Below are 26,991 nucleotides of genomic sequence, written 5' to 3'. Positions count from 1 at the left end.
TGGTTGCGTGAACACCGGAACCTCCCGCCCCGGGGATCTCCTCGTCCGCGCCGGGGCGATCGTCTTCCTCGTCGGCGCCCTCGGCACCTTCGTCACTTTCGTCCCGTTCTTCATCGGGGCGGATCCGCTGCCGACAGCCGCGTATCTCGTGTCGATGCTGATGGGCGTCGGCTTCGGGCTCGCGCTTGCCGGGCTCTTCCGCTCCGCGTCGGCGTCCCGGCGCGAGGCCCGGCAGGCGGCGCCGTAGCGCGGACCCTGCCGCGGCGCCGCGGCGGCGCAGACATCCGGCGGACGGCGCAGAGGCGCGCGGCCCGTCGCGTACGGGCGCCTCAGCCGCCCGCCGCCCCCGCCCGGTGCTCCGCCAGCCACCCCGGGAACGCCGTCAGGTCCGGCAGCACGACATCCGCCCCCGCCGCCCGCAGCTCCGCCGCCGGGCACGGACCCGTGGCCACCGCCACCGACAGCACCCGCGCCGCCCGCGCCCCCGCGACGTCGCCGACGTGGTCGCCGACGTACGCCGACGCCCCGTACTCGGTGAGCGCCTCCGCCTTCGCGTCCGCCCACAGCCCGCCGACCACCGCGTCCGGGGCCAGTCCCAGGTGGTCGATGTGCAGCTTCGCCAGCGGCCGGCTCTTGGCGGTGACCACGAGCGCCCGGCCGCCCGCCGCCTGCACCGCCGCGATCGCCGCGGCGGCGCCGGGCAGCGCGGCGGTGGGGGCGATGCCGTGGTCGGGGTAGAGGGCGCGGTAGCGGTCGCCGAGGGCGGCCACGCGGTCGGCGGGGAACCAGTTCGCCAGCTCGCTCTCCACCGGCGGGCCGAGGCGGGAGGTCACGAGGTCGGTGTCGACGTACACGCCGGTCTCGGCGACGATCGCCTCGTACACCGCCTTGATCCCGGGCCGGGAGTCGATGAGGGTCATGTCCAGGTCGAAGCCGACCGTGAAAGACGGCGGCGGGGAGTGAGTACGCACCCCTCGATTCTGCCTGCCGCCGATTCCGTCAGGACAGGCGGATGGCCCGCCGTTCGCCGGGGAACGCGCCCACGGCAGCGGCGCTCTCCCCGGGGCCCCACGCCCGCAGGCGTCCCCTCCGTTCCGTACGCGCGGCTCTACTTCCGCAGCCGCCGGCGCGCCCGCCACAGGAGGAAGAGCGTCGAGGCGACCGCCGCGAACCGGACCAGCGTGGGCAGCATGTCCGAGAACTCCTGCCCCAGCGTCCCCTCCTTCAGCGGCTCGCCCCACCGCTCCTGAGTCCGCCCCCACAGCCACACCAGCCCGGCGGCCCCCACGGTGCCCGGCACCCCGAGCGCGGCCCACTTCTTCTCCGTCATCGACAGCCGCCGCGAGGTGTAGATCAGGGCCCAGCCGACGACCGACGCCATCCACTGGTCGAGCGCGGCGCCGCCCAGCAGCGCGCCCATCGCCAGCACCTCCATCAGCCCGGCGCTGCGCAGGAGTTCGCGGGTGGCGGTGGAGCGGCGGCTCGGGGGCGAGGGTTCCTCGTCCTCGTACGCCTCCTCTTCCCCGGCCTCCGCGGCCTCCCGCCGGGCCTGCTTGGCCTTGGCGGCGCGGGCCGCGCGCGCGGCGTTCGCCTCCCTGGCGGCCTTCGCGGCGCGGGCGGCCCGGCCCATGGCGCCGGTGCCGCCGCCCTTCTGCGCGCCCTTCTCCTCCTCGTCGCCGTCCTGCTGGTCCGGCCGCTGGAAGAGCTCCGGGAGTTCGATGCCGCCGGTGAACCCCGGCACGTTGTCGGCGCCGCTGCCGGCGCCGGGCATCGGTCCTGCGAACGGCGCGGGCTCCACGCGCCACCAGTCGGGGTCGGCGTGCGTGGGGTCGAGTTCGTCCTCGCCCGCGAGGTGCGGCGGGGCGGCGGCGGTGGGCGGCGGCTCGGCGGGCGGGGTGAAGTCCCCGGGCGCCGTCCCGGGCACCTCGGGCGCGGCCCGCTTCGGCTCCCGGCCGCCCGGCCTGCCGCCCGCCTCGCCGCCGCCGGCACGCGGCCGGGGCAGCCGCCCCAGCCACCGCTCGGACCCGCCGACCCGCGGCCGCGGCAGCCGCGACGTCAGCCCGCCGCCACCGCCCGGCGGCTCCCCGGGCTCCACCGCGACCTCCGGCACCGCGGAGGCGGGGTCCCGCTTGGCGGCCTCGACGATGTCGCCCGGACTGCCGAACCGGGCGAGCACCTGCTTCACCGCGGACACGCTGTGCGCGCCCTCGGCGGCGCGCACCTTGTCGATGCTGGCCCGCAGTTCGTTGACCAGCCGCATGCGCTGCCCGGAGGGCAGGGCACGCTGCTGGGCGATGTCGCCGACGCGGCTCAGGTAGTCGTATACGAGCTGGTCGCTCTCGATGCCCACCGAATCCCCTACGGCCGTGCGCTGTTGACCAGTCGACCGTACCGCGCGCACGGCCGCCCCTCGCCCCGCGCACACCGCCCGGAGCACCGCCGTGGGGCGCGGCGGCCGGTGCGGCGCGCGGACGCGGCGGGGGACCGAATACGCTGCGGCGGACCGGCACCTCCCGCGACAAGGAGCCTCAGTGGACCCCGTGGACCCCCTGGACCCCGTGGCCGACCCGACCGCCCGGCTGCGTACCGCGGCGCTCGACGCCTGGGCGGCCTCGGCCGCGCGCTTCCGGGAGGACGCCAACGCGGAGGAGGACCTGGCGCTCGGCGGCTACCGCGACCGCCTGGTGGTCGAGCTGGCCCAGAACGCGGCGGACGCCGCCGCCCGCAAAGGCGCGGCGGGCCGCCTGAGGCTGACGCTGACGGAGGCCGCCTCCGGCGGCGGTCCCGGAGGCGTTCCCGGCGGGCCGGCCGAAGACGCCGGAGGAGCGCGGCCCGTTGACGGGGGCGCCGGCCCGGAATGGGTGCTGACCGTCGTCAACACCGGGGCGCCCCTCGACGCCGCCGGGATCGAGTCGTTGTCGACGCTGCGGGCCTCCGCCAAGCGCGGCGAGGACACCGAGGAGGCCGTCGGGCGGTTCGGCGTGGGCTTCTCCGCCGTGCTGGCCGTCAGCGACGCGCCCGCCGTCGTCTCCCGCGGCGGCGCCCGCGTGCGGTGGTCGCTGACGGAGGCGCGGGAACTGGTCCGTACGACCGCCGAGCGCAACCCCGCGCTCGCCGAAGAAGCCGCCCGCCGCGACGGCCACGTCCCCCTGCTCCGCCTCCCCCTGCCCCTCGCGGAGGCCGACGCCCCGGCCGTACCCGAGGGGTACGACACCGCCGTCCGCCTGCCGCTGCGCGACGCGGCCGCCGCCGCCCTGGCCCGCCGGCTGCTCGGCGGCATCGACGACGCCCTGCTGCTGGCCCTGCCGGGCCTCGCCGAGGTCGTCGTGGAGACGCCCGAGGGCGTACGCACGCTGCGCCGCCGCGAGGACGGCCCGTACACGGTCGTCGAGGACACCGGCCGTACGGACGGGGACACCGCGGCCGGACCCGCGACCGCCCCCCGCCCCGCCGCCACCCGCTACCGCACCCGCACCGCCGCGGGCCGCCTCGACCCCCACCTCCTCGCGGACCGCCCCGTGGAGGAACGCCTCCGCCCCACCTGGACCGTCACCTGGGCCGTCCCCGTGGACGGCGACGGCGCGCCCGCCGCGCCCGTCACCGCCCCCGTGCTCCACGCCCCCACCCCCACCGACGAACCCCTCGGCGTCCCCGCCCTGCTCATCGCCTCCTTCCCGCTCGAACCCACCCGGCGCCACCTCGCCCCGGGGCCGCTCACCGACTTCCTCGTCGACCGCGCCGCCGACGCCTACGCCGGACTCCTCGCCGACTGGGCCCCGCTGAGCCCCGGCACCATCGACCTCGTCCCCGGCCCCCTCGGCCGCGGCGAACTGGACGGCGCCCTGCGCGCCGGCATCCTGCGGCTCCTGCCCGGCGTCGCGTTCCTGCCCCCCGCCGCACCCGAGGAGGGCGCCACACCGCAGCCGCTCCGCCCCCGCGACGCGCTCCTCGCCGAGGGCGCGGGCGCCGAGACGGTGCGCCGGCTCGGCGACGTCTTCCCGCACCTGCTGCCCGCCGGTCTGGAGCGCCGCGGCGAACTGCGCACCCTCGGCGTCTCCCGCGTCCCGCTGGGCGAACTGGTCGAGCGGCTGGCGCGCGTGGAGCGCCCCGCCGCCTGGTGGCACGGCCTCTACGGCTCCCTCGCCGGCACCGATCCGGAGGAGCTGGGCGGCCTGCCGGTGCCCCTCGCCGACGGCCGCGTCGTCGTCGGCCCGCGGCAGGTGCTGCTGCCCGCCGGCGACACCGGCGGCATGGGGGAGAGCGGCTCCGGCGGGCGGTCCGCCCGGCTCGCCCGGCTCGGGCTGCGCGTCGCCGACCCGGTCGCCGCCCACCCCGTGCTGGAACAGCTCGGCGCCGTCCCCGCCACGCCGCGTGCCGTGCTGACGACGCCGCAGGTGCGGGCGGCGGTGGCGGGGTCGCTGGACGCGGGGGAGGTGTGGTTCGACGAGGGGCCCGAGCAGGGCGCGCCGGGTCCGGAGGAGCTGGCGGACATCGTCCTCGGGCTGGTCCGCGACGCGCACCTGGCGCCGGGCGACGAACCGTGGCTGGCCGCCCTCGCGCTGCCCGACGAGGACGGCGACCCCGCCCCCGCCGGGGAACTCGTCTACCCCGGCAGCCCGTTCGCCGCCGTCATCCGACCGGGTGAACTGGCGTACTGCGCCGCGGACCTGGTCGAGCGGTGGGGGGAGGAGCCGTTGACGGCGGTGGGGGTGCAGGCGGACTTCGTGCTCGTACGCGCCGAGGACGTCGTCCTCGACCCCGACGAGCTGGAGCCCCGGGACACCCCCTACCCCGAAGCGGACGACGCCGGGCTGCTCGACGCGGTCGACGTGTGGTGCGAGGACGTCCTCGACCAACTCCCGGAGACGCCCGTGCCGCCGGTGCTCACCGAACTGGTGGGCGTACGGGACCTGGACCTGGTGGACGACGCGCACTGGCCGCAGGCCCTCGCGCTGCTCTCCCGCCCGCCGCTGCGCGAGGCGCTGACGCGTTCGGCGCGCGTCCTGCTGCCGAACGGCGAGGCGTATCCCGTACGCCCGTACACCGCCTGGTGGCTGCGCGGCAACCCCGTCCTCGACGGCCGCCCGCCCGCGGGACTCCGCGCAGCGGGCGGCGACCCGCTGCTCACCGGGCTGTACGAGGCGGCCGACGCCTCCGCCGTCGGCGACGAACAGGTCCTGCGCGCCCTGGGCGTACGCACCTCCGTCGCCGCGCTCCTCGACGAACCGGGCGGCGCCGCGGAACTCCTCGCCCGCCTCGCCGACCCCGCCCACGACGTCGCCCCGGGGCAACTCCACGCCCTGTACACACTCCTCGCCGATCTCGACCCCGCGGACGTCACCCTCCCGGACGACCTCCGCGCGGTCCGCGACGGCACCACGGAGGTGGTACCGGCCGGCGAAGCCCTCGTCGCGGACGCTCCCGACCTGGTGCCGCTGGCTACCGCCCGCCCGCTGCTCCCGGTCGCCCCGGGGCAGGCGGCGGCGCTGGGTGAACTGCTCCAGGTGCGGCGGCTGACGGAGGCGTACGAGGCCCCGGTGGAGACGGCGGGCGAGACCCGCGAGGTCCCGCGGCCCGTCCGGGACCTGCTCGGTCCGGACACCCCGGCGACGTACGAGGAACACGGGCACCTGACCGCCGGCGGCACCGAACTCGACTGGCGCCGCACCCCGGACGGCACCGTCCACGCGGCGACGATGGAGGGCCTGGCGGCCGGTCTGGCGTGGGCGACGGGCCAGTGGCAGCGGCGGTTCGAGGCGGCGGCGCTGCTGGAGGACCCGACGCGGACGCGGGAGCTGGCGGAGGCCCGCTGGTTCGACTGAGGAGGGGCGGCACGCGGCGAAAGGGGCCGCGTGCACGGAACAGGGGCCGGGCGAACGAACGAGCAGTCACCCGGCCCCGGAGAACCCCTGCCGTGCCTACGCCGCCGGAGCCAGCTCCTCCGCCCGCTGCGACGGCACGAACGCGACGTGCTTGCGCCCCCGCCGCAGGTCTATCCGCAGCCGCAGCCCGCCGACGCGGGCCAGCACCAGACCCACCGTGACGGCCGCGAGCACGGATATCACCCCGCAGGTCAGGAAGCCGATCCGGGCGCCGAACGTGTCCGTCGCCCAGCCGACGAGCGGCCCGCCGATCGGCGTGCCGCCGACGAACACCATGACGAACAGGCTCATCACCCGGCCGCGCATGGCCTCGTCCGTGGCGAGCTGGACGTTGGCGTTCGCGGTCGTGTTGAAGAACAGCCCGGCCGCGCCCACCGGCACCAGCAGCGCCGCGAAGAGCCAGAACGCCGGCGACACCGCCGCGACGATCTCCAGCACGCCGAACGCCAGCGCCGCGAGCACCGTCAGCCGCATCCTGCTGACCCCGCGCCGCGCCGCGAAGAGCGCGCCGCCGAGGGAGCCGGCGGCCATCAGCGAGTTCAGCAGCCCGTACGTGCCGGCGTCGCCGTGGAAGACCTCGTCCACGTACGCCGTGAGCCAGATCGGGAAGTTGTAGCCGAACGTGCCGATGAAGCCGACCAGGACGATCGGCCACAGCAGCTCGGGCCGCCCGGCGACGTACTTCAGGCCCTCGCGCAACTGCCCCTTGCCGCGCGGCGCGCGCTCGACGCGGTGCAGCTCCGCGGTGCGCATGAGCAGCAGCCCGGTGATGGGGGCGAGGAAGGAGAGCCCGTTCAGCAGGAACGCCCAGCCGCTGCCCACGGCGGTGATGAGGATGCCGGCGACGGCGGGCCCGAGGAGGCGGGCCGTCTGGAAGTTGGCGGCGTTGAGGCTGACGGCGTTCTGCATCTGCTCCTTGCCGACGAGTTCGGCGACGAACACCTGCCGCGCCGGGTTGTCGACGACGGTGGCGAGGCCGAGCAGGAACGCCATGAGGTAGACGTGCCAGACCGTCACGGCTCCGCTCAGCGTGAGCGCCGCGAGCGCGAGGCCGATGAGGCCCATGGCCGCCTGGGTGGCGAGGAGCAGCTTGCGCTTCGGCAGCCGGTCGGCGAGGACGCCGCCGTAGAGGCCGAAGAGCAGCATGGGCAGGAACTGCAGCGCGGTCGTGATGCCGACGGCGGTGGCGGACCCGGTGAGGCTGAGCACCAGCCAGTCCTGGGCGATGCGCTGCATCCAGGTACCGGTGTTGGAGACCACCTGGCCGCCGGCGAAGAGCCGGTAGTTGCGGATCCTCAGCGAGCTGAAGGTGCCGCGTCTGCTGCTCTCCTCTTCTTCTTCGTAGTCATCGGGCGTGGGTGCGGGTGCGGAGTCTGCTCCGGGTCCCGTACTCAAGGCGTTCTCCTCCGGTCATCGTCCTTCGTCAGCGTGGTGCGGCCTCCGGCATCGGCAGGTGGGCGAGCTTTTCGAGCACCGGTGCGGCGTCGCGCAGGGTGGCCCACTCCTCCTCGGAGAGACCGCCGGCCAGCTCGGCCAGCCAGGCGTTGCGCTTGCGGCGGCTCTCCTCGAGCATCGCCTCGGCCTGCTCGGTCTGGCTGACGACCTTCTGCCGCCGGTCCTCCGGGTGCGGCTCCAGCCGGACCAGCCCCTTGGTCTCCAGCATGGCCACGATGCGCGTCATCGACGGCGGCTGGACGTGCTCCTTGCGCGCCAGCTCACCGGGGCCGAGCGGACCGCAGCGGAAGAGCGTGCCGAGCACCGACATCTCGGTCGGGCTCAGCGACTCGTCCACGCGCTGGTGCCGCAGGCGGCGGGTGAGCCGCATGATCGCGGAGCGGAGTGAGTTCACCGCGGCGGCGTTCTCCTCCTGGGACAGGTCAGGCATGGTCATTAGCGTACCTCATTACTTTAGCTAAGTAAAGTTCGGAAGCCGAGACAGAGGAGGTTACGGCCTGGTCGTGCGGCCCACCCGAAAGGATGACCGCGTACGGGAAAGCCCGCCCCCGGTATACGCGAAGGGCGACCCTGAGCGGCATGGGGACACACGTGCTGAGTCTGCGAATAGACGGCAACCTCCTCGACCGCCTCCGCACCCACGCGGCGAAGCGGGACATGCCGGTGCAGGACTACGTGCTGCAACTGCTGCAGCGCAACGACTTCGACGAACGCGTCCAGACCGCGGAAGCCGAATCCGCCCGCCTCACCCACTGGCCGGCCACCGCGACCCCCGCCGCCACGACCACGACGGCGCCGCACGGTCAGTTGAGGCCCAGCCAGCGTTCGATGGGTTCCAGGGCGAAGTAGACGACGAACACCGCCGACGTCACCCACAGCGCCGGGCGGACGCTCGCCGGGCGGCCCACCGCCGCGCGGAGAAGGGTGTGGGCCAGGAAGCCCATGCCGATGCCGACCGTGATGCTGTAGCTGAAGGGCATCAGGACGATGGTGAGGAAGGCGGGGGCCGCGATCGTCGTGTCGGACCAGTCGATGCTGCGGATGTTGGCCGACAGGATGAGGAAGCCGACCACCACCAGCGCCGGGGTCGCCGCCTGCGAGGGGACGATCGTCACCAGCGGGGTGAAGACCAGCGCCAGCAGGAACAGGCCGCCCGTGACGAGGTTCGCGAGGCCCGTACGCGCGCCCTCGCCGACGCCCGCGGTGGACTCGGCGAAGGCCGTGCTCGCCGAGGCGGAGGCGGCGCCGCCCAGGGCGACGGCGGCGCCGTCGGCCATGAGGACCCGGTTCATCTCCGGGAGGCGGCCGTGTTCGTCGAGGAGGCGGGCCTCCTCCGTGACGCCGAGGATCGTGCCCATCGCGTCGAAGAAGCCGGAGAGCAGCACGGTGAAGACGAAGAGGCAGCCCGTCAGGATCCCCGCCTCGCGGAAGCCGCCGAAGAGGCTCGCCTCGCCGAGCAGGCCGAAGTGGGGGGCCTCGACGACGTGGTCGGGGAGCACCGGGGCGGTGAGGCCCCACTCCTTCTCCGGGAGGTCGGCGACCGCGTGGATGATCACGGCGAGGACCGTCATCGTGACGATGCTGACCAGGATCGCGCCGCGGAAGCGGCGGGCCAGCAGCACGAAGGTCAGCCCGAGGCCCAGGAGGAAGACCAGGACGGGCCACCCTTTCAGGTGACCCGCCGTGCCCAGGGTGAGGGGGACGGTGGTCTGCGCGGAGTCCGGGTTGCGGGTGACGAAGCCCGCGTCGACCAGGCCGACGAGGGCGATGAACAGGCCGATGCCGATCGCGATGGCCTTGCGCAGGCCGTCCGGGATCGCGGACATCACCCGTTCCCGTAGCCCGGTGGCCACCAGCAGCATGATGATCAGCCCCGCGAGCACCACCATGCCCATCGCGTCCGCCCACGACATTTCCGGCGCGAGCTGGAGCGACACCACGGCGTTGATGCCGAGGCCCGCGGCACAGGCGACGGGGACGTTGCCGAGGACGCCCATGAGGAGCGTGGTCACCGCCGCGACCAGCACGGTGGCCGTGACCAGTTCGCCGTGGTCCAGCTTGTGGCCGAACTTGTCCTTCGCCGAGCCCAGGATGATCGGGTTCAGCACGATGATGTACGCCATGGCGAAGAACGTCGCCAGCCCGCCCCGCAGCTCCTGCGTGACGGACGAGCCGCGCCGCGAGATGTGGAAGTAGGCGTCGAGCGGGGAGGAGGGCCGGGGCGGCGGTCCGTCCCCGGGGGCCGTGCCGGTGGTCTTCGCGTCGGGGGGCATGCGTGACCTTCGTGCGGAACAGCGGCCGGACTTCGGCGCCCACTCAGTATGCCGCCGCGATCGGCCCCGTACCCTGGTCGACATGGGCAAGAAGGCGTACAGGCACCCGGCGCCGGAGCCGTTCGAGGGCGACATCACGGCGGTGACGGTCGGCGGCACCGTGCTGTGGCTGGTGCTCTTCGTGGTCCAGTTGCCGTTCCTCGGCTGGCTGGACGACCACGACCGCATGTGGTGGCTGTGGACCTGCCTGGCGGGCGCCGGTCTCGGTGTCCTGGGCCTCTGGTACGTACGCCGCCGCGAGGCCGCGCTCGCGCGGGGCGGCGACGCGGGCGCCCGGTCGAACACGTAACGTCGTACGCATGACGCAGCGGGTCGAGACGGCCGCCGACGGCGGCGAGGGGCCGGAGCCCGGCGGCGGGCCGGGCGGGGCGGGCGGGAAACCTGACGGAGCCGGCGGGACGGCGGGCGGAGACCCTGGCGGTCGGCCCGGTGGGACCGGCGGTCAGCCGGACCGGGCCGGGGCGAACGGGGCGGGCGGGACCGCCGTCGCGCTGCGGCACGGCGGACTCACCGCCGCCGAGGTCGCCGAGCGCGTCGCCCGCGGCGAGGTCAACGACGTTCCCGTACGCTCCTCCCGCTCCACCGCCGACATCGTCCGCGCCAACGTCTTCACCCGCTTCAACGCCATCATCGGCGTCCTGTGGGTCATCATGCTCGTCGTCGCGCCCATCCAGGACAGCCTCTTCGGCTTCGTGATCCTCGCGAACACCGGCATCGGCATCATCCAGGAGCTGCGCGCCAAGAAGACCCTCGACAACCTCGCCGTCATCGGCGAGGCCAGGCCGCAGGTGCGCCGCGACGGCCGCACCGCCGAGATCCCCACCGCCGAGATCGTCCTCGGCGACCTCGTCGAGCTGGGCCCGGGCGACAAGGTCGTCGTCGACGGCGAGGTGCTGGAGTCCGACAGCCTGGAGGTCGACGAGTCGCTGCTCACCGGCGAGGCCGACCCCGTCATCAAGCAGCCCGGCGACAAGGTGCTCTCCGGCAGCTTCGTCGTCGCCGGCGGCGGCGCGTTCACGGCGACGAAGGTGGGGCGCGAGGCGTACGCCGTGCAGCTGGCGGAGGAGGCGTCGCGCTTCACGCTCGTCCACTCCGAGCTGCGCAGCGGCATCAGCACGATCCTCAAGTACGTGACGTACATGATGATCCCGGCCGCCATCGGCCTGGTCATCAGCCAGCTCGTGGTCGAGAACAACAGCCCGCAGGACGCCATCCGCCGCATGGTCGGCGGCATCGTGCCGATGGTGCCCGAGGGCCTTGTGCTGCTGACCTCGGTCGCGTTCGCCATAGGGGTCATCCGGCTCGGCCGCAAGCAGTGCCTCGTACAGGAGCTGCCCGCGATCGAGGGGCTCGCGCGCGTCGACGTCGTCTGTCTCGACAAGACCGGCACCCTCACCGAGGGCGGCATGGACGTCACCGAGCTGCGGCCGCTGGGCGGCGCGGCGGAGGCGGACGTGCGGCGGGTGCTGGGCGCGCTCGGCTCGTCCGACCCGCGGCCGAACGCCAGCCTCCAGGCCCTCATCGAGGCGTACCCGGACACCGAGGAGCTGCGCTGCACGGGGGCGCTGCCGTTCTCCTCGGCGCGCAAGTACAGCGGGGCGGCGTTCAGCGGGGACGGCGCCGGTGCGGGTACGTGGCTGCTGGGCGCCCCCGACGTGCTGCTGCCCGCCGGCGACCCCTCCCTCGCCGAGATCGACGACCTCAACGCCCAGGGCCTGCGCGTGCTGCTGCTCGCCCGCGCCCAACGGGAGCTGGACGACCCGGAGGTGGCGCGCGGTGTCGAGCCGGCGGCGCTGGTCGTCCTGGAGCAGCGGCTGCGCCCGGACGCCGCCGACACCCTCGGCTACTTCGCGGAGGAGCGCGTCGAGACGAAGATCATCTCGGGTGACAACGCGGTCTCCGTGGGTGCGGTGGCCGCGAAGCTCGGCATGGCGCGCGCGGACCGTACGGTCGACGCGCGCACCCTGCCGGCCGACCGCGACGAGATGGCCGAGGTCCTCGACGACAACGCGGTCTTCGGCCGCGTCAACCCGCAGCAGAAGCGCGACATGGTCGCCGCGCTCAAGTCCCGCGGCCACGACGTGGCGATGACGGGCGACGGCGTCAACGACGTGCTGGCGCTGAAGGACGCGGACATCGGCGTGTCCATGGGCTCGGGCTCGGAGGCGTCGAAGGCCGTCGCGCAGATCGTCCTGCTCAACAACAGCTTCTCCACCCTCCCCTCGGTGGTCGCCGAGGGCCGCCGGGTCATCGGCAACATCGAGCGGGTCGCGAACCTCTTCCTGGTCAAGACCGTCTACTCGGTGCTGCTGGCGCTGCTCGTCGTCGCCACGCAGGTGCCGTACCCCTTCCTGCCGCGGCATCTGACGCTGCTGTCGACGCTGACAATCGGCGTGCCGGCGTTCTTCCTGGCGCTGGCGCCGAACAAGGAGCGGGCGCGGCCGCACTTCGTGCGCCGGGTGATGCGGTACGCGATCCCGGCGGGGCTGATCGCCGGCACGGCGACGTTCGTGACGTACATGCTGGCGCGGGCCCACTACTCGGGGCATGGGGCGCTGGACGCGGAGACGTCGGCGGCGACGCTGACGCTGTTCCTGATCGCGATGTGGGTGCTGGTGATCATCGCGCGGCCGTACACCTGGTGGCGGGTGGGGCTGGTCGGGACGATGGCGCTGGGGTTCGTGATCGTGCTGGTCACGCCGTGGCTGCAGAAGTTCTTCGCGCTGAAGCTGGTGGGCACGGAGATGCCGTGGACGGCGGTGGGGATCGCGGTCGCGTCGGCGGTGCTGCTGGAGTTCGCGTGGCGGTGGGTGACGCGCCGGTTCCCGGACTGAGGCGGGCGTGACGGCCGGCGGTACGGGCGCGGGGGTGCCCGGTGCGGACGGGCCACCTCCGGGTGAGCCGGGTGCCGGGGGCCGGATGCCGGCGGGCCGGGCGCCGGCGGGCCGGGCGCCGGCGGGCCGGGTGCGATGAGGCTGTTCGCCGCGGTGGTCCCGCCCGCGGAGGTGCTGGGGGAGCTGGCGGAGGCGGTGCGCCGGCTGCGGCGGCTCCCCGGCGCGGAGCGGCTGCGCTGGGTGCCGCGGGAGGGGTGGCACCTCACGGTGGCGTTCTACGGGGAGGTGCCGGCCGGTTCCGTCGCGGAGCTGGAGGAGCGGCTGGCCCGCGCGGCGCGGCGCCGGGGGCCGGTCGGGCTGCGGCTGGCGGGGGGCGGGCGGTTCTCCGACACGGTGCTGTGGGCGGGGGCGGCGGGCGACGTCGAGGAGCTGGGCCGGCTCGCGGCGGGCGCCGCGGCGGCGGGACACCGTACGGCGGGGGTGCCGCTGGCGGCGAAGCGGGGCGGGGGCGCGGCCCGGGGGCGGGAGCGCCGCTACCGCCCGCACCTGACGCTGGCCCGCCAGCGCCACCGAGCGGGCACGGACCTGACCCCGTTCACGGAGTCGCTACGGGACTTCACCACCCCCCACCGCAACCTGACCACCCTCACCCTGATCCAGAGCCACCCCCGCCCCCGGGCCACCCCGGCGCCCAGCCCCACTACGAACCCGTAGCGACCTGGCCGCTGGGGGCGTAGCCCTTCAGTCCCGGGGGAAGTCGCCGGTCGTCAGCTTGAGCCCGACGGGGGTCTCGGTGAGATCGATGTCCATCCCGAAGTCGAGGGTCGTCTCTACGCGGTACTCCCCGTCCTTGGGCATCAGGTGCAGGTGGCACTTGCCGGTGTACGGGTCGACGATCAGGTAGACCGGCACCTCTGCGGTGGCGTATACGGCCTTCTTCGGCCCGTAGTCGTTGGCAGCGGTGCTCTTGGAGATCACCTCGCCCACGAACTCCACGTCCTGCGGGCGCCAGCGTCCCTTGTCGTCGGGTTGGGCGCCCTTCTCCATTGCGGCGATATCGCAGGCGAAGCCGTTGAGATGACCGGGGAAATCGATGCGCACGTCGGATGCGGTCCGCGTGACAGGGTACTGTGCCCGAAGCTGATCGTAGATGAGCGCAATGATCACCCAGTGCTTCTGCCGCTGCGGCGACATGTAGATGTTCCCCTCGACGATCTCAACCTTGTATCCCTCGGGGACAGGCATCCGCTCCAGCCACTCGAACAACTTGTCGAGGGTGAGCTCGTCGCTCTCGTCGGCCATCTCGATCCTGTCGGTTTCGACGACGGTCATCGTGGCGCTCCTCCCCGCTGCTGCTTGATCGCATGCAGCCGCGCAGTACAACGATACTCACGGTGAGTCGTCACGGCCCGCTACCACCGGCCCGGGCCCGCCGCCCCGCCGGGGGCGGCGGGCCCGTAAGCTCGTACGCGTGAACGCCAAGACCCGCATCCGCGTCGTCAGCGCCACGCTCGTGCTGATCTTCGCCGTCGTCGCCATCGCCGCTGCCTTCGGCGGCTGACGCGCCCGCCTACGGAACGCTCACCACGCGAACGCCTCCGGGGACGGACCCGGGCCCGGGAAGATCTCGTCGAGCGATGCCAGCAGCCCGTCCGGCAGCGTCAGGTCCAGCGCCGGCAGCGCCGACGTGAGCTGCTCGACGGTGCGCGGGCCCACGATCGGGCCCGTCACGCCCGGCCGCGTCAGCAGCCACGCCAGGGCCACCTCCGCCGGGTCCAGGCCGTGCTCGGCGACCAGGTCCTCGTACGCCTGCACCTGCTCGCGCACCGCGCCGCGCGACAGCGCCGCCGACGACCGCGCGCCGCCGCCCTCGCGCTCCTTGCGCAGCGCGCCGCCCAGCAGACCGCCGCCCAGCGGGGACCACGGGATGACGCCGAGGCCGTAGCTCTCGGCGGCCGGGATGACCTCCATCTCGGCGCGCCGCTCGTAGAGGTTGTAGAGGCACTGCTCGCTCACCAGACCCAGCGAGTGCCGTCGCCGCGCGGCCTCGTTGGCCTGCGCGATGTGCCAGCCCGCGTGGTTGGACGAGCCGACGTAGAGGATCTTGCCCTGCTGTACGAGGACGTCGACGGCCTGCCAGATCTCGTCCCAGGGCGTGTGCCGGTCGACGTGGTGGAACTGGTAGAGGTCGATGTGGTCCGTCTGCAGCCGCTTGAGGCTGGCGTCGACCGCGCGGCGGATGTTGAGCGCCGAGAGCCGGTCGTGGTTGGGCCAGGTGGTGCCATTGCCGGCGTCCATCGAGCCGTAGACCTTGGTGGCGAGCACGACCTTGTCGCGGCGGCCGCCGCCCTGCGCGAGCCAGGTGCCGACGATCTCCTCGGTACGGCCCTTGTTCTCGCCCCAGCCGTAGACGTTGGCGGTGTCGAAGAAGTTGACGCCCGCGTCGAGGGCGGCGTCCATCATGGCGTGGCTCGCGGCCTCGTCGGCGTGCGGCCCGAAGTTCATGGTGCCGAGCACGAGCCGGCTGACCTTGAGTCCCGTACGTCCCAACTGCGTATACCTCATGAGGATCAAGCCAACTCCTTCGAGCGCGCTCGAAGCAAGCACCACGCGCGCGCATCCGGCCCCCGTACCGCCGCGGGCGCATGGCAGGCTTGGCGCCATGCGCGCCCACCGCCTGCCGACCGCCGCCGCCCTCCTCACCGCGGCGGCGGTGGTGACCTCCGCCGCGTACGCCCCGCCCGCCGCGGCGCAGGACGACGTGATCCTCACCGACCCGCGGATCACCGAGTCCAGCGGCCTGGCCGCCAGCCGGCAGCACGAGAACGTGTACTGGACGCACAACGACTCCGACGACGGCCCGTACGTCTACGCCGTCGACGGCGAGACCGGCGAGACGCTGGCGACGATCACGCTGCGGGGCATAGGGGAGCCGCGCGACGTGGAGGCCGTCTCGCTCGGGCCCGGCAACCAGCTCTACGTCGGCGACATCGGCGACAACATGGACGGCTCCTGGTCGTACGTGTGGATCTACCGCTTCCCCGAGCCGAAGCGACTCCAGGACGCGACCGTGGACGCGGTGCAGTACGAGGCACAGTACGAGGACGGGCCGCGGGACGCGGAGGCGCTGATGGTGCACCCGAAGACGGGGCGGGTGTACGTCGTGAGCAAGAAGCAGAACGGGGGCGCGGCGCTGTACGCGGGACCCGAGGAGCTGTCGACGGGCTCGATGAACATCTTCGAGCGGGTCGCGCCGGTCAACCTGTGGGTGACGGACGGGGCGTTCTCGCCCGACGGCACGCGGCTGGCGCTGCGCAGCTACGTCGGCGGGCGGATGTACCGCTTCGAGAACGGCAAGCCGGAGGAGGACGGGCGTCTCGACGTGCCGCTGCAGCGGCAGGGGGAGTCGATGACGTACACGGCGGACGGGTCGGCGATCGTCTTCGGGAGCGAGGGCGAGCAGAGCGACCTGATCCGGCGGGAGGTCGAGGGGGGCGGCTCGTCGTCGGAGCCGGGCGGGCCGGGTGACGGCTCCGGTGACGACTCCGGGGACGGCGCGAGTGGTGCGGGGGACGACGAGGACCGCGACCCGGTGAAGACGGTGCTGCTGGTGGGCGGGGGCATCGGCGCGGTGCTGCTGCTGCGCCGCGTGCTGTCGAAGCGCCCGCGGCCGGACTGAGGGCGACCTGAGCGGGACCGGAGCACAAGCGGAGCGGGACCGGAGCGCGACCTAAGCGGGACCGGAGCGCGACCGGAGCGGGGGCGCGGGCCGGGCGGGCCCGCCCGGCTCAGACCGTCTCCTCCTCGCGGCACTCCTCGCCGAAGGCCGCCCCCCGGGGCGGCGGTGTCCAGCCCGTCTTGCGGCGGTGCTCGATCAGCACCTCCAGGCCGTCGAGCATCCGGTCCATCGCGAACGTGAACGTCTCCTCGTCCAGCGCGGAGAAGGAGTCGTCCGCGAGCGAGGCGATCCGCGGATAGCGCCCGGACTCCATGGCCGATTCCAGCGCGGGGGACTGCGCCTCCCAGAACTCCTGGTCGCTGATCCCCGTCCGCGCCTCCGCCTGCTTGGCGTTGACGTGCACCCGGGCGAGGCCGGCGGCGGTGGAGTCGAGCGAGGTGATGAATCCGACCTTCTCCTGGTCGGTGAGGAGCAGCCCGTCGAAGACGCTGAGAGCCAGCTCGAAGGAGTCCAGACCGTTGGGGCCGAGGACGGGCCGGCCCTGGTCGACGTGGAGCAGCCAGGGGTGTGCGAGGTAGTGCTCCCAGAACGAGTGGGCCAGCTCCCGCATCCGGTCCCGCCAGGTCGGCTGGCTGCGGAGGTGCTCGACGTCCTCCGGCTCGATCGAGCCGACCCCGTCGAGCATCAGGTCCAGCAGCTCGGCCTTCCCCGGCACGTGCCGGTAGAGCGACATGGTGCCCACGCCCAGATGCCCGGCGATCTTGCGCATCGAGACCGCCTCCAGCCCTTCGGCGTCCGCGATGCCGATCGCGGTGAAGACGATCCGGTCCACTGAGATGCCGGGCTTCGGACCGCGCTTGGCGCGCTCGTCGATGCCCCAGAGCAGGGCCATGCTGCGGCTGAGGTCGCCGCTGCCGCTGTGTTCCGTTGCCGCCATGCGGCCGAGTCTAGCTGCGGACTTGCCTTCTGCGTACACCGTATGCGTAAATGAGTACGGCGTACTCAGATAGGGGAGGAAGAGCGTGAAGGCAAGCTCGGCCGACGCCGTCGTGGCGGACGGCGTGCAGAAGCGCTACGGAGAGAAGCGGGCCCTCGACGGCTTCGACCTGACCGTGCCGTACGGCACCGTCTACGGCCTGCTCGGCCCCAACGGCGCCGGCAAGACGACGGCGGTGCGGATCCTGTCCACCCTCATCCGCCTCGACGGCGGACAGGCACTCGTCGGCGGGCACGATGTGATGAAGGAGCCGGTCAAGGTGCGCCGGCGGATCGGCCTCGCCGGGCAGTACGCGGCGGTGGACGAGGTGCTGACCGGCCGGCAGAACCTGGAGATGTTCGCCCGGCTGTTCCACCTCGGCTCCCGCCGCGCCCGCGAGCGCGCGGCGGAACTGCTGGAGCAGTTCGGGCTCACCGAGGCCGCGGACAAGGGCGCGAAGGAATACAGCGGCGGCATGCGCCGCCGGCTCGACCTGGCGTCGAGCATGATCCTCGCGCCGGACGTGCTCTTCATGGACGAGCCGACGACCGGCCTCGACCCGCGCAGCCGGGGCGAGGTCTGGGAGGCGGTGCGGGACCTGGTCGCCGGCGGCACGACGGTGCTGCTGACGACGCAGTATCTGGACGAGGCCGACAAGCTCGCCGACCGTATCGCCGTCATCGACGACGGCCGGACGATCGCGGACGACACCCCGGCCGCGCTGAAGAACACGGTCGGCGGGGACCGTATCGAGGTCGTCGTCGGCTCGGCGGAGGAGATCCCGGACGCGGTGCGGGCCGTCGCCCGGGTCTCGGGCGCCGACCCGGCCATCGACCTGGAGGAGCTGCGGGTGCACGGGGCGGTGACCGACCGGGTCGCGGCGCTGACGGAGGTGGCGCGCACGCTGCAGGACGAGGGGGTGGCGGTGGACGACATAGCGCTGCGGCGGCCCACGCTCGACGACGTGTTCCTCAGCCTGACGGGGCACACCGCGGCGGAGAAGGAGCCGGCGGAGGCGGACAAGAAGGACTCGGACAAGAAGGACTCGGAGAAGAAGAAGGCCGACAAGAAGAAGGCCGGCAGGAAAGAGGAGGCCACGGTCGCATGAGCACCGTCACCGACACCGCGGCGGCGGAGAAGCGCCCCCGGCCCTCCGCCCGCGAGCAGGCCCCCGGCGGGGCGGTGAAGTGGGCGATCGCCGACTGCTGGACGGTCGTGCGCCGCGGCCTGCTGCACTACCGCCGGCAGCCGTCGAACATCGCCTGGCAGCTCGGCTTCCCGGTCGTCTCCGTGCTGCTCTTCGTCTACGTCTTCGGCAGCGCGATGGAGGGCGGCGCGGACGCCTACAAGTCGTACGCGATGCCCGGCATGTTCGCGATGACCATGGCCTTCGGGTTCATGAACACGGCCATGCTGATCGCCATCGACAAGGAGCACGGGATCACCGACCGCTTCCGCTCCATGCCGATGTCCCCGTCGGCCGTGGTGAGCGGCCGGGGCGTCTCCGACCTCATCGGCGCCGCGCTGGACCTGGCGGTGATGGCGTCGATCGCCCTGGTCATCGGCTGGCGCTCGGACGGCTCGGTACTGGAGACCGCGGCGGCGTTCGCGCTGCTGCTGTGGCTGCGCTTCGCCCTGATCTGGGTCGGGGTGGTGCTCGGTCTGCTGACGCCCAACCAGGAGGCGGCGGGCAACCTCTTCGCGGTCGCGTTCCCGTTCGGCATGGTCTCCAGCGTCTTCGCCTCACCGGCGGACATGCCGGGCTGGCTGGGCGCGATAGCGATGTGGAACCCGGTGTCCTCCACGGCCAACGCGGTGCGCGAGCTGTTCGGCAACCCGGGGCGGCTGGGCGACTCGTGGATCGAGCAGCACGCGATGCTGATGGCGCTGGTGTGGCCGGTCGTGATCACGGCGGTGTTCCTGCCGCTGGCGGTGCGGAAGTACCAGCGGCTGTCGCACTGAGCGGGCGGCGGCTGTCGCCCTGAGGCGCGCACGCGCACGGGCCCGGCACGCGGAAGCGCGCCGGGCCCGCAGCGGTGCGAGCGAAGCTCAGATCCGCTCGATCACGTAGTCGATGCAGCGGGTCAGGGCCTCGACGTCGACGGGGTCGACCGCGGGGTACATCGCGATCCGGAGCTGGTTGCGCCCCAGCTTGCGGTACGGCTCGGTGTCCACGATGCCGTTGGCGCGCAGCGTCTTGGCGACGGCGGCGGCGTCCACGTCGTCGGAGAAGTCGATCGTGCCCACGACCGCGGACCGCTGCGCCGGGTCGGCGACGAACGGAGTGGCGGCCTTCGCCTCCTCGGCCCAGGTGTAGAGCGTGCGGGCGGAGGCGGCGGTGCGGCGTACGGCCCAGTCCAGACCGCCCTGGCCGTTGATCCAGTCGAGCTGCTCGGCGAGGAGGAAGAGGGTGGTGAGGGCGGGGGTGTTGTACGTCTGGTTCTTGCGGGAGTTGTCGATCGCCGTGGGCAGCGAGAAGAACTCCGGCACGTGCCGCCCGGAGGCGTGGACGCGCGCGGCCCGCTCGAGGGCGGCGGGGGAGAACGCGGCGATCCACAGCCCGCCGTCGGAGGCGAAGGACTTCTGCGGCGCGAAGTAGTACACGTCGGTCTCCGCCACGTCCACCGGCAGCCCGCCGGCCCCGGACGTCGCGTCGACGAGCACGAGCGCCCCGTCGTCGGCCCCCTCGACGCGGCGCAGCGGCATGGCGACACCGGTGGAGGTCTCGTTGTGCGTCAGCGCGTACACGTCGACCCCGGCCTCGGCCCGCGCCTCCGGGTGCGTACCGGGCTCGGACGAGACGACGGTCGGCTCGTCCAGCCACGGGGCGAGCCTGGCGGCCTTGGCGAACTTCGAGGAGAACTCGCCGAAGGACAGGTGCTGCGACTTGCGCTCGATCAGCCCGTGGGTGGCGACGTCCCAGAACGCGGTGGCCCCGCCGTTCCCGAGGACCACCTCGTACCCCTCGGGCAACGAGAACAGCGCACGCACCCCGTCACGCACCCGCCCGACGAGGTCCCGCACGGGAGCCTGCCGGTGAGACGTACCGAGAAGAGAGGAACCGGTGGCGGCCAGCGCCTCGAGCGCCTCGGTGCGCACCTTGGACGGGCCCGACCCGAAGCGTCCGTCGGCGGGCTTGATGTCATCAGGAATCACGATCTCAGCCACCCCCGAAGCCTACGACCCGATCACCCCGCCACGACGCTCCCGTCCACCCTCTGAGACAAGAACACCCACGTACTGGGCCACCCGCCGGGCGCCGGCCCCGGTGCATCTTCACACCGGTGAGTGACGGTCGCTAACTTTGTGCAGGCAGGAGGTGGGAGCGATGGGGAGTCGCCCGACGGACTGGCACGTACTCGACCTCGACGAGGATCCGGTACCTGGCGACCCGGCTCGCGTCCGGCAACTGGCACGGGAGTTACATGACTTCGCCGACGACGTCGGCGGGGCTCTCCGCGACATCAAGGCGATGGCGGGCGAGGACGCGATCCTGCGGTGGGCGGGAAAGACGGCGCAGGCGTTCCAGGGCGAATTCGAGGACGTTCCGAAGAACCTGAAGAAGCTCCAGCGCTCGTACGATCTGGCGGGCGACGCACTTGCGGCGTACTGGCCGAAACTGGAGCGGGCGCAGTCCCTGGCGGACAAGGCGCTGGCCCGGGGGCGCGAGGCCCGCAGCGAGTTGTCGTCGGCGACCGGCCGCCTGGATTCGGCGAATTCGTGGGTGGAGCGGGCGACGAAGAAGACCGAGGAGTACGACGGGAAGCAGGGCAAGGAAAAGCCCGACGAGTCCGAGGTACGCGCCGCGACCCGCAACGCCACCGACGCCAAGTCCGCCCGCGCCTCCGCGCAGACCGCCGTCGACAACGCCGAATCCGGTCTCGAAGCCGCGAAGAAGATGGCCGCGGACGCCAAGAAGATGCGTGAGGACGCCGCCTCCGAGGCGAAGGACAAGCTCGAAGAGGCGTCGGATGCCGGTATTCAGAACCGGAAGTGGTGGGAGAAGGCGGTCGACTGGGTCAAGGACAACTGGGACACGATCGTCAACGTCTGCAAGGTCATCGTCGCCGTCCTCGGCATCGTCGTCCTCATCATCGGCGGCCCCCTCGCCTGGGTGGTTCTCGCCGCTGCCCTCGTGGTGCTGGCCGACACCCTCTACAAGTACATGAACGGCCAGGCCAGTCTCTGGGACGTCGCCTTCGCCGCGCTGGACTGCATCCCCGGCATGAAGGGCCTCACCACTCTCGGTGGCCTGGCCAGGGGCCTCAAGGGCGGGCTGGCCGCGGTCAAGGGCGGCATGAAGGCCATGGCGGGCCGCCTCCGCGGCTCCCTCGACAACCTGGCAACCGCGCTGAAGCGGCGCCCCGAGCGCCGTCCCCGTATCGGTCCTCCGATGCGGATGACCATGGACAGCGTGCGTCACATCTCCGCGCGCTACCAGGTGGATCTGACGGGAATCCGCATCAATATCAATCGAAACGTGTCCGGGGTGTGCGGAACGACTCCCACCGCGAATCGGATCAATCTCTATCGTGACGCCTTCTACGACGAACAGACCCTGGCTCGTACGCTGGCCCACGAGAGGTTCCACGTCGACCAGATCAGGAACGGCCGCAGGGTGCCCGAGGACCCGGCCGAGCTGGCCCGGTGGGAGGACGAAGCGTACGCCTTCGAGGAGGAGTGGTGGCAGAATCACCCGCTGAACCAGCCCTCGGGAGGCGGTGACTGATCATGGCGAACACCTGGGACGACTGGCTGCGTGCCTACGAGGCCGCCTACCGCTCCCCGACGCCTCCGCTGCAACTCCCGTGCCCCAACTGCGGCGCGCGTGCGCTGTCGCTCCTGTTCCGGGAGAAGACCTCCGACGGTGTCGGCCACGTGTTCTTCTGGTGCGGGTCGTGCAGGTTCGGAATTCATCTTTCCCGTGTCGACGTTCCGGATGGCGCCGCGTTCATCCCGTACGACGCACCCGCGGACGAGCAGCCACTTCCGCCCAGTTACACCCTCGTTCATCCGGAGGACTCGGAGGATGAGGGCGAAGACGTCGAATCCGAGGTCTTCTGACCTCCGCGGGGGCGGTTCGGCGGACGCGCAGTCCGCCGGGGGCCACCTGCGTGCGGTGTCCCCCGGCGGACCGGGGCGGGGTCAGCCCAGGGTGAGGGTGGGTGGGGTGGGGTTGGTGGTGGTCCAGGTGCCGTTGAAGCCGAAGGTGACCGAGCCGCCGTCCGGGACGGTGCCGTTGTAGGGGGCGTTCGTGCAGGTGACCCTCGTGCCGGACTGCTGGCAGGTGGCGTTCCAGGCGTTGGTCACCCGCTGGCCCGCCGTGTAGTCCCAGGAGACCGACCAGCCGGAGAGCGAGTCGCCGTCGCAGCTCACCGTCACCGCCGCGGTGAAGCCGCCGTTCCACTGCTGGGGTACGGCGTAGCTCGCGCTGCAGCCGTCACCGGGGCCCGGTCCCGGGCCCGGGTCGCCGCCGAGGGCTTCCGCCACCGCGTTGTACGCCTGTTTCGGCTGGTAGCTGTCGTTCCAGAGGGTCGCCGAGCCCTCGCCGTCGAAGACGCCGGGGACCCAGGAGTACTTGTCGGGGAAGCCCCACACCGTCACGCCCTTGCAGCGGGTGACCGCCAGGCAGGCGTCGACGACGTTCGTGTAGTACTGCGACTGGGTGGCTTCCTTCTGCGCGCTGACCGGGAGCTGCATCCGTACGTCCAGCTCCGTGATCGCCACGTCGACGCCCAGGTCGGCGAAGCGCTGCATGTTCTGCCGCAGGTCGCTCGGGAAGCCGTACTGGATCGCCAGGTGGCCCTGGATGCCGACGCAGTCGATCGGGACGCCCTGGGCCTTCAGGTCGCGTACGAGGTTGTACATCGCGGTGCTCTTCGCGTTGATGCCCTCGATGTTGTAGTCGTTGATGCACAGCTTCGCGCCCGGGTCCGCCGCCTTCGCGGCGCGCAGCGCGTGGGCGACGAAGTCGCGGCCCATGGCGTTGTAGAAGGGGCTGGAGCGGAAGGTGCCGTCCTCGTTGAACGGTTCGTTGACGACGTCCCAGGCGTCGATGTCGCCCGCGTAGTGCCCGGCGACCTGCGTGACGTGGTTCTCCATCACCGTACGGACCTCGCCGCTCGGCAGGCCCGAGACCCAGCCGGGGAGCTGGCTGTGCCAGACGAGGGTGTGGCCGCGTACGGACTGGCCGTTCTGCTGCGCGAAGTCGACGACCCGGTCGCCCGGGGCGTAGTTGAACTGGCCGCGGGACGGCTGCACGGTGTCCCACTTCATCTCGTTCTCCGCCGTGACCTGGCCGAACTCGCTGCGCAGGATCCCGGTGTACTGGGTGTCGGAGAAGTGCGCCGTCGCGGCGGCGGAGCCGATGAACTTGCCGTGCGCCTGCGCGAGCTGGTTCAGCGAGGCGGCGGCGGTCGCGGGCGGGCCGGCGGCGCCGGCGGTAGCGGCGGCTTCGGCGGGGGCGGCCGCCTGCGCGGGGGCGGCGGTGCCGAGGCCGTACAGGCAGAGGGCGCCGGCGAGGGCGGCCAGCAGGGCCCTGGGCCTGCTGCGGAGTCTTCGCATGTTCCCCTTCTTCCCCCGCGGGCGGGCGCGGGCGGTGGTGGAGTGGGTGGCGCCGGATCCGTGCGTGCGGGTGGTGGGACGACGGGATCGAAACATTCGGGACTGGTTTCGAATCTTTCTGGGGTCGGACGTTAGAGGCGGGAGTGGGGCACGTCAATACGCGCGACGGGGCGGGGGCGTCCGGCACGCTGGAGCCATGGATACGGAGACGGGCGCGGACGCGGGTACGGACGCCGGGGTGGATGTCGTGGCGCTGGAGCGCCGGCTGCGGGACGCCGTCGGCGGCGAGGTCGGGTTCGGGACCCGGGACCGGGCCCTCGTCACGATGGACGCCTCCAACTACCGGAGCGTCCCCCTCGGCGTCGTCGCCCCCCGCGACGCCGACGACGTCGCCGCCGCGCTCGCCGTCTGCCGGGAGTACGGTGCGCCCGTCGTCGCCCGCGGCGGCGGTACGTCCATCGCGGGCAACGCCGTCGGCGCCGGCGTCGTCCTCGACTTCACCCGGCACCTGAACCGGCTCGTCGACCTCGACCCCGGGGCGCGTACCGCCGTCGTCCAGCCCGGGCTCGTGCTCGACCGGCTGCGCGGCGCGGCGGCGCCGCACGGGCTGACGTTCGGGCCCGATCCGTCGACGCACAGCCGGTGCACGCTCGGCGGGATGGTCGGCAACAACTCCTGCGGCCCGCACAGCGTCGCGTGGGGGACCATGGCGGACAACGTACGGGCGCTCGACGTGGTGACGTACCGGGGGCGGGCGCTGCGGCTGGAGCGGGACCTGGGGGTGCTGCCGGGGCTGCGGGAGTTCGTCGAAGGGCATCTGGCGACGCTGCGGACGGGCGGGCGCGCGGTGGGGCGCGCGGTGGGGCGCGCGGGTGGTCAGGCGCCCGGGCATGCGGGTGGTCTCCGCGACGAAGGCGGCGCCCCCGCCGCGGACGCCGGCGCCCCCGCCCCGTACCCCCGCGACCTCCCCGGCTGGCCCGACCTCCCCCGCCGCATCTCCGGCTACGCCCTCGACGCCCTCCTCCCCGAGCGCGGCGGCGACCTCGCCCGCGCCTTCACCGGCAGCGAAGGCACCCTCGCCGTCCTCACCCAGGCCACCGTCCGCCTCGTCGAGGCGCCCCCCGCCCGCGCCCTCGCCGTCCTCGGGTACGCCGACGAGTCCGCCGCCGCGGAAGCCGCCCCCGGGCTGCTGCCGCTGCGCCCGCTGACCGTCGAGGGCATGGCCGCCGACCTCGTGCCCGACGCGCACGCGCTGCCCCGGGGCGGTGCCTGGCTCTTCGTCGAGACCGGCGGCGACACCCCCGCCGCCGCGCGGGCCGCCGCCGAGGAGGTCTGCCGCGCCGCCGACGCCGTCGACCACACCGTCGTCGCGGAGCCCGCCGAGCAGCGCACCCTGTGGCGTATCCGCGAGGACGCCTCCGGCACCGCCACCCGCATGCCCGACGGCAGCGAGGCGTGGCCCGGCTGGGAGGACTGCGCGGTGCCGCCCGCGCGGCTCGGGGCGTACCTGCGCGAGTTCCGGGCGCTGCTCGCCGCGCACGGGCTGCGCGGGCTGCCGTACGGGCACTTCGGCGACGGCTGCATCCACGTCCGGATCGACTTCGATCTGCTGACCCCGCCCGGCATCGGCCGCTTCCGGGAGTTCTCGGCGGAGATGGCGGACCTCGTCGTCGCGCACGGCGGCTCGCTCTCCGGGGAGCACGGCGACGGGCGGGCGCGCTCGGAGCTGCTGCCCGCGATGTACGGGGACGAACTCGTCGGCCTCTTCGGCGGCTTCAAGGACCTCTGGGACCCCGACGGCGCCCTCAACCCCGGCGTGATCGCCCGCCCCGCCCCCCTCGACGCCGACCTGCGCTTCGCGCCGCTGCCGCGGGTGCCGGTGCCGGTGGCCTTCGGCTATCCGCACGACGGTCCCGCGGGCGGCGACTTCGCGGCGGCGGTGCGGCGGTGCGTCGGGGTCGCCAAGTGCCGCAACCCGGCGGGGAGTCCGGGGGTCATGTGCCCGTCGTACCGGGCCACGGGCGAGGAACGGCACTCCACGCGCGGGCGCGCGCGTCTGCTGCACGAGATGCTGGCGGGGGAGGTCATCACCGACGGCTGGCGCTCGGAGGAGGTGCGCGAGGCGCTCGACCTGTGCCTGTCGTGCAAGGGGTGCCGCAGCGACTGCCCGGTGGACGTCGACATGGCCACGTACAAGGCCGAGTTCCTGCACCACCACTACGCCGGGCGGCGGCGGCCGATGGCGCACTACGCGATGGGGCGGCTGCCGCAGTGGCTGAAGCTGACGGCGGCGCTGCGGGCGGCGGGCGTGGCGAACGCGCTGGCCGCGGTGGGGCCGCTGGCGGCGGTGGCGAAGCGGGCGGCGGGGCTCGCGGGGGAGCGGGCGATCCCGCCGATCGCGCGGGTGCCGCTGACGCGGTCGCTGCGGCGGGACGCCGACGCGGATCCGGACGTGCTGCTGTGGCCGGACACGTTCACGAACTACCTGTCGCCTGAGGCGGGTACGGCGGCGGTCCGGGTGCTGCGCGCGGCGGGGCTGCGGGTGGGCCTGCCGCGGGAGGCGGGGAAGGTGTGCTGCGGGCTGACGTACGTCTCCACGGGCCAACTCGACCAGGCCCGCGAGGCGATGCGGCGCACGCTGGACGCGCTGGAGCCGGCGGCCGGCGGGGGCGACGACGCGGACGAGGCGGCCGGCCCGCCCCTCGTCGTCCTCGAACCGCCCTGCGCCGCCGCGCTCAAGACCGACCTCGTCGAGCTGCTGCCCGACGACGAGCGCGCCCCGCGCCTCGCCGCCCGCGTCCGCACCCTCGCGGAAGCCCTCGAAACCGCCGCCCCCGACTGGATCCCGCCCCGCCTCGACCGCCCGGTCACCGGCCAGACGCACTGCCACCAGCACGCCGTCCTCGGCGACGGCGCCGAGCGCCGCCTGATGGCGAAGGCGGGTCTGGAGGGCCGACTCGCCTCGGGATGCTGCGGCCTGGCGGGCAACTTCGGCTTCGAGCGCGGCCATTACGAGGTCTCCGCGGCCTGCGCGGAAGACCAGCTCCTCCCGGCCGTACGCAACGCCCCCAAGGACGCGGCGGTCGTGGCGGACGGCTACTCGTGCCGCACCCAACTCGCCCAGCTCGCCGGCGTCCGCGCCCGCCACCTGGCGGAATTCCTCGCGGAGGGCCTGCCGGAGGAGGGCGAGCGCGGCGGGCGGAGCTGACGTACCCCGGGGCCGAATCCGGCAAGCACGCTTGCTTGTTTTCCGGTCCGCTGCCACCCT

20 protein-coding genes and 2 pseudogenes are annotated in these 26,991 nt (G+C 73.4%); 12 read left to right on the top strand and 10 right to left on the bottom strand.

Annotated features, from left to right (window positions below; all coding sequences use genetic code 11):
* Positions 1 to 7: 7 nt before the first annotated feature.
* A complete protein-coding gene (locus DMB38_RS14005) occupies positions 8 to 247 on the top strand; it encodes a hypothetical protein (protein ID WP_125935469.1) in 240 nt (79 codons plus the stop codon).
* An 82-nt stretch (positions 248 to 329) separates the two neighbouring features.
* Here the strand turns inward: DMB38_RS14005 and DMB38_RS14000 are convergent, their stop codons facing one another.
* Entirely contained in the window at positions 330 to 971 is a 642-nt protein-coding gene (locus DMB38_RS14000; protein WP_276314957.1) for a haloacid dehalogenase-like hydrolase, read from the bottom strand.
* A gap of 137 nt (positions 972 to 1,108) precedes the next feature.
* Positions 1,109 to 2,350, bottom strand: a complete 1,242-nt coding sequence (locus tag DMB38_RS13995) for a hypothetical protein (RefSeq protein WP_125935468.1) — start codon at positions 2,348 to 2,350, stop codon at positions 1,109 to 1,111.
* Between the two features lie 181 nt (positions 2,351 to 2,531).
* Between DMB38_RS13995 and DMB38_RS13990 the strand changes: the two genes are divergently transcribed.
* Positions 2,532 to 5,822 (top strand): molecular chaperone Hsp90, encoded by a 3,291-nt coding sequence (locus DMB38_RS13990; protein WP_125935467.1) that lies wholly within the window; start codon positions 2,532 to 2,534, stop codon positions 5,820 to 5,822.
* Between the two features lie 96 nt (positions 5,823 to 5,918).
* Here DMB38_RS13990 and DMB38_RS13985 read toward each other — a convergent pair whose 3' ends face one another.
* Together DMB38_RS13985 and DMB38_RS13980 are read right to left on the bottom strand one after the other, a co-directional pair.
* Entirely contained in the window at positions 5,919 to 7,277 is a 1,359-nt protein-coding gene (locus DMB38_RS13985; protein WP_125935466.1) for an MFS transporter, read from the bottom strand.
* Between the two features lie 28 nt (positions 7,278 to 7,305).
* Positions 7,306 to 7,767, bottom strand: a complete 462-nt coding sequence (locus DMB38_RS13980; RefSeq protein ID WP_101426513.1) for a MarR family transcriptional regulator — start codon at positions 7,765 to 7,767, stop codon at positions 7,306 to 7,308.
* Positions 7,768 to 7,916: 149 nt separating this feature from the next.
* Between DMB38_RS13980 and DMB38_RS36840 the strand changes: the two genes are divergently transcribed.
* Positions 7,917 to 8,186, top strand: a complete 270-nt coding sequence (locus tag DMB38_RS36840; protein WP_240662210.1) for a BrnA antitoxin family protein — start codon at positions 7,917 to 7,919, stop codon at positions 8,184 to 8,186.
* Here DMB38_RS36840 and DMB38_RS13970 read toward each other — a convergent pair.
* A complete protein-coding gene (locus DMB38_RS13970; protein WP_125935465.1) occupies positions 8,141 to 9,610 on the bottom strand; it encodes an NCS2 family permease in 1,470 nt (489 codons plus the stop codon). The genes DMB38_RS36840 and DMB38_RS13970 overlap by 46 nt on opposite strands.
* A gap of 82 nt (positions 9,611 to 9,692) precedes the next feature.
* On the opposite strand from DMB38_RS13970, the gene DMB38_RS13965 reads away from it, so the two are divergent.
* From DMB38_RS13965 to thpR, 3 genes and pseudogenes are all read left to right on the top strand, one after another.
* On the top strand, positions 9,693 to 9,959 hold the full coding sequence (locus tag DMB38_RS13965) for a DUF2530 domain-containing protein (RefSeq protein WP_047016363.1): 267 nt from the start codon (positions 9,693 to 9,695) through the stop codon (positions 9,957 to 9,959).
* 10 nt (positions 9,960 to 9,969) lie between these two features.
* Positions 9,970 to 12,504, top strand: coding sequence for a cation-translocating P-type ATPase (locus DMB38_RS13960; RefSeq protein ID WP_125935464.1), 2,535 nt, complete (start codon positions 9,970 to 9,972; stop codon positions 12,502 to 12,504).
* A 135-nt stretch (positions 12,505 to 12,639) separates the two neighbouring features.
* Positions 12,640 to 13,241: pseudogene (thpR, locus tag DMB38_RS13955) on the top strand (RNA 2',3'-cyclic phosphodiesterase).
* A gap of 4 nt (positions 13,242 to 13,245) precedes the next feature.
* Here the strand turns inward: thpR and DMB38_RS13950 are convergent.
* Complete coding sequence (locus DMB38_RS13950) at positions 13,246 to 13,836, bottom strand: Uma2 family endonuclease (protein ID WP_206337691.1); 591 nt, start codon at positions 13,834 to 13,836, stop codon at positions 13,246 to 13,248.
* A 249-nt stretch (positions 13,837 to 14,085) separates the two neighbouring features.
* Positions 14,086 to 15,069: an aldo/keto reductase gene (locus DMB38_RS13945; RefSeq protein ID WP_125939019.1), complete on the bottom strand. Its 984-nt coding sequence runs from the start codon at positions 15,067 to 15,069 to the stop codon at positions 14,086 to 14,088.
* Between the two features lie 97 nt (positions 15,070 to 15,166).
* Here DMB38_RS13945 and DMB38_RS13940 point away from each other — a divergent pair, with 97 nt between their 5' ends.
* A complete protein-coding gene (locus DMB38_RS13940) occupies positions 15,167 to 16,183 on the top strand; it encodes a WD40 repeat domain-containing protein (protein WP_125935463.1) in 1,017 nt (338 codons plus the stop codon).
* Between the two features lie 109 nt (positions 16,184 to 16,292).
* On the opposite strand, the gene DMB38_RS13935 is transcribed toward DMB38_RS13940, so the two are convergent.
* Complete coding sequence (locus DMB38_RS13935) at positions 16,293 to 17,120, bottom strand: TetR/AcrR family transcriptional regulator (protein WP_240662208.1); 828 nt, start codon at positions 17,118 to 17,120, stop codon at positions 16,293 to 16,295.
* Positions 17,121 to 17,205: 85 nt separating this feature from the next.
* Between DMB38_RS13935 and DMB38_RS13930 the strand changes: the two genes are divergently transcribed.
* Together DMB38_RS13930 and DMB38_RS13925 are read left to right on the top strand one after the other, a co-directional pair.
* Positions 17,206 to 18,267, top strand: a complete 1,062-nt coding sequence (locus tag DMB38_RS13930; protein WP_125935462.1) for an ATP-binding cassette domain-containing protein — start codon at positions 17,206 to 17,208, stop codon at positions 18,265 to 18,267.
* Entirely contained in the window at positions 18,264 to 19,121 is an 858-nt protein-coding gene (locus DMB38_RS13925; RefSeq protein ID WP_125935461.1) for an ABC transporter permease, read from the top strand. Before DMB38_RS13930 ends, DMB38_RS13925 begins: the two co-directional genes overlap by 4 nt.
* An 87-nt stretch (positions 19,122 to 19,208) precedes the next feature.
* On the opposite strand, the gene serC is transcribed toward DMB38_RS13925, so the two are convergent.
* Positions 19,209 to 20,327, bottom strand: a complete 1,119-nt coding sequence (gene serC, locus DMB38_RS13920) for a phosphoserine transaminase (RefSeq protein WP_125935460.1) — start codon at positions 20,325 to 20,327, stop codon at positions 19,209 to 19,211.
* 160 nt (positions 20,328 to 20,487) lie between these two features.
* On the opposite strand from serC, the pseudogene DMB38_RS13915 reads away from it, so the two are divergent.
* Positions 20,488 to 21,462: pseudogene (locus DMB38_RS13915) on the top strand (putative T7SS-secreted protein); the annotation flags it as partial.
* Between the two features lie 428 nt (positions 21,463 to 21,890).
* Entirely contained in the window at positions 21,891 to 22,223 is a 333-nt protein-coding gene (locus DMB38_RS13910) for a hypothetical protein (RefSeq protein WP_125935459.1), read from the top strand.
* Between the two features lie 81 nt (positions 22,224 to 22,304).
* Here the strand turns inward: DMB38_RS13910 and DMB38_RS13905 are convergent, their stop codons facing one another.
* Positions 22,305 to 23,723, bottom strand: a complete 1,419-nt coding sequence (locus DMB38_RS13905) for an endo-1,4-beta-xylanase (RefSeq protein WP_125935458.1) — start codon at positions 23,721 to 23,723, stop codon at positions 22,305 to 22,307.
* Between the two features lie 196 nt (positions 23,724 to 23,919).
* Between DMB38_RS13905 and DMB38_RS13900 the strand changes: the two genes are divergently transcribed.
* On the top strand, positions 23,920 to 26,931 hold the full coding sequence (locus tag DMB38_RS13900; protein WP_125935457.1) for an FAD-binding and (Fe-S)-binding domain-containing protein: 3,012 nt from the start codon (positions 23,920 to 23,922) through the stop codon (positions 26,929 to 26,931).
* Positions 26,932 to 26,991: the final 60 nt, after the last annotated feature.

The sequence above is a fragment of the Streptomyces sp. WAC 06738 genome (assembly GCF_003945505.1).
In the GTDB taxonomy this organism is placed as follows: domain Bacteria; phylum Actinomycetota; class Actinomycetes; order Streptomycetales; family Streptomycetaceae; genus Streptomyces.
The sequence above is the reverse complement of the archived record's forward strand: the minus strand, read 5'-3'. Positions and strand labels throughout refer to the sequence as shown.

Coding starts and splice junctions, on each gene's coding strand:
- DMB38_RS13900 (WP_125935457.1), top strand. CDS start 23,920: ATGGATACGGAGACGGGCGCGGACGCGGGTACGGACGCCGGGGTGGAT.
- DMB38_RS13935 (WP_240662208.1), bottom strand. CDS start 17,120: ATGGCGGCAACGGAACACAGCGGCAGCGGCGACCTCAGCCGCAGCATG.
- DMB38_RS13945 (WP_125939019.1), bottom strand. CDS start 15,069: ATGAGGTATACGCAGTTGGGACGTACGGGACTCAAGGTCAGCCGGCTC.
- DMB38_RS13970 (WP_125935465.1), bottom strand. CDS start 9,610: ATGCCCCCCGACGCGAAGACCACCGGCACGGCCCCCGGGGACGGACCG.
- DMB38_RS36840 (WP_240662210.1), top strand. CDS start 7,917: ATGGGGACACACGTGCTGAGTCTGCGAATAGACGGCAACCTCCTCGAC.
- DMB38_RS13965 (WP_047016363.1), top strand. CDS start 9,693: ATGGGCAAGAAGGCGTACAGGCACCCGGCGCCGGAGCCGTTCGAGGGC.
- DMB38_RS13925 (WP_125935461.1), top strand. CDS start 18,264: ATGAGCACCGTCACCGACACCGCGGCGGCGGAGAAGCGCCCCCGGCCC.
- DMB38_RS13980 (WP_101426513.1), bottom strand. CDS start 7,767: ATGCCTGACCTGTCCCAGGAGGAGAACGCCGCCGCGGTGAACTCACTC.
- DMB38_RS13905 (WP_125935458.1), bottom strand. CDS start 23,723: ATGCGAAGACTCCGCAGCAGGCCCAGGGCCCTGCTGGCCGCCCTCGCC.
- DMB38_RS13950 (WP_206337691.1), bottom strand. CDS start 13,836: ATGACCGTCGTCGAAACCGACAGGATCGAGATGGCCGACGAGAGCGAC.
- DMB38_RS13960 (WP_125935464.1), top strand. CDS start 9,970: ATGACGCAGCGGGTCGAGACGGCCGCCGACGGCGGCGAGGGGCCGGAG.
- DMB38_RS13910 (WP_125935459.1), top strand. CDS start 21,891: ATGGCGAACACCTGGGACGACTGGCTGCGTGCCTACGAGGCCGCCTAC.
- DMB38_RS13940 (WP_125935463.1), top strand. CDS start 15,167: ATGCGCGCCCACCGCCTGCCGACCGCCGCCGCCCTCCTCACCGCGGCG.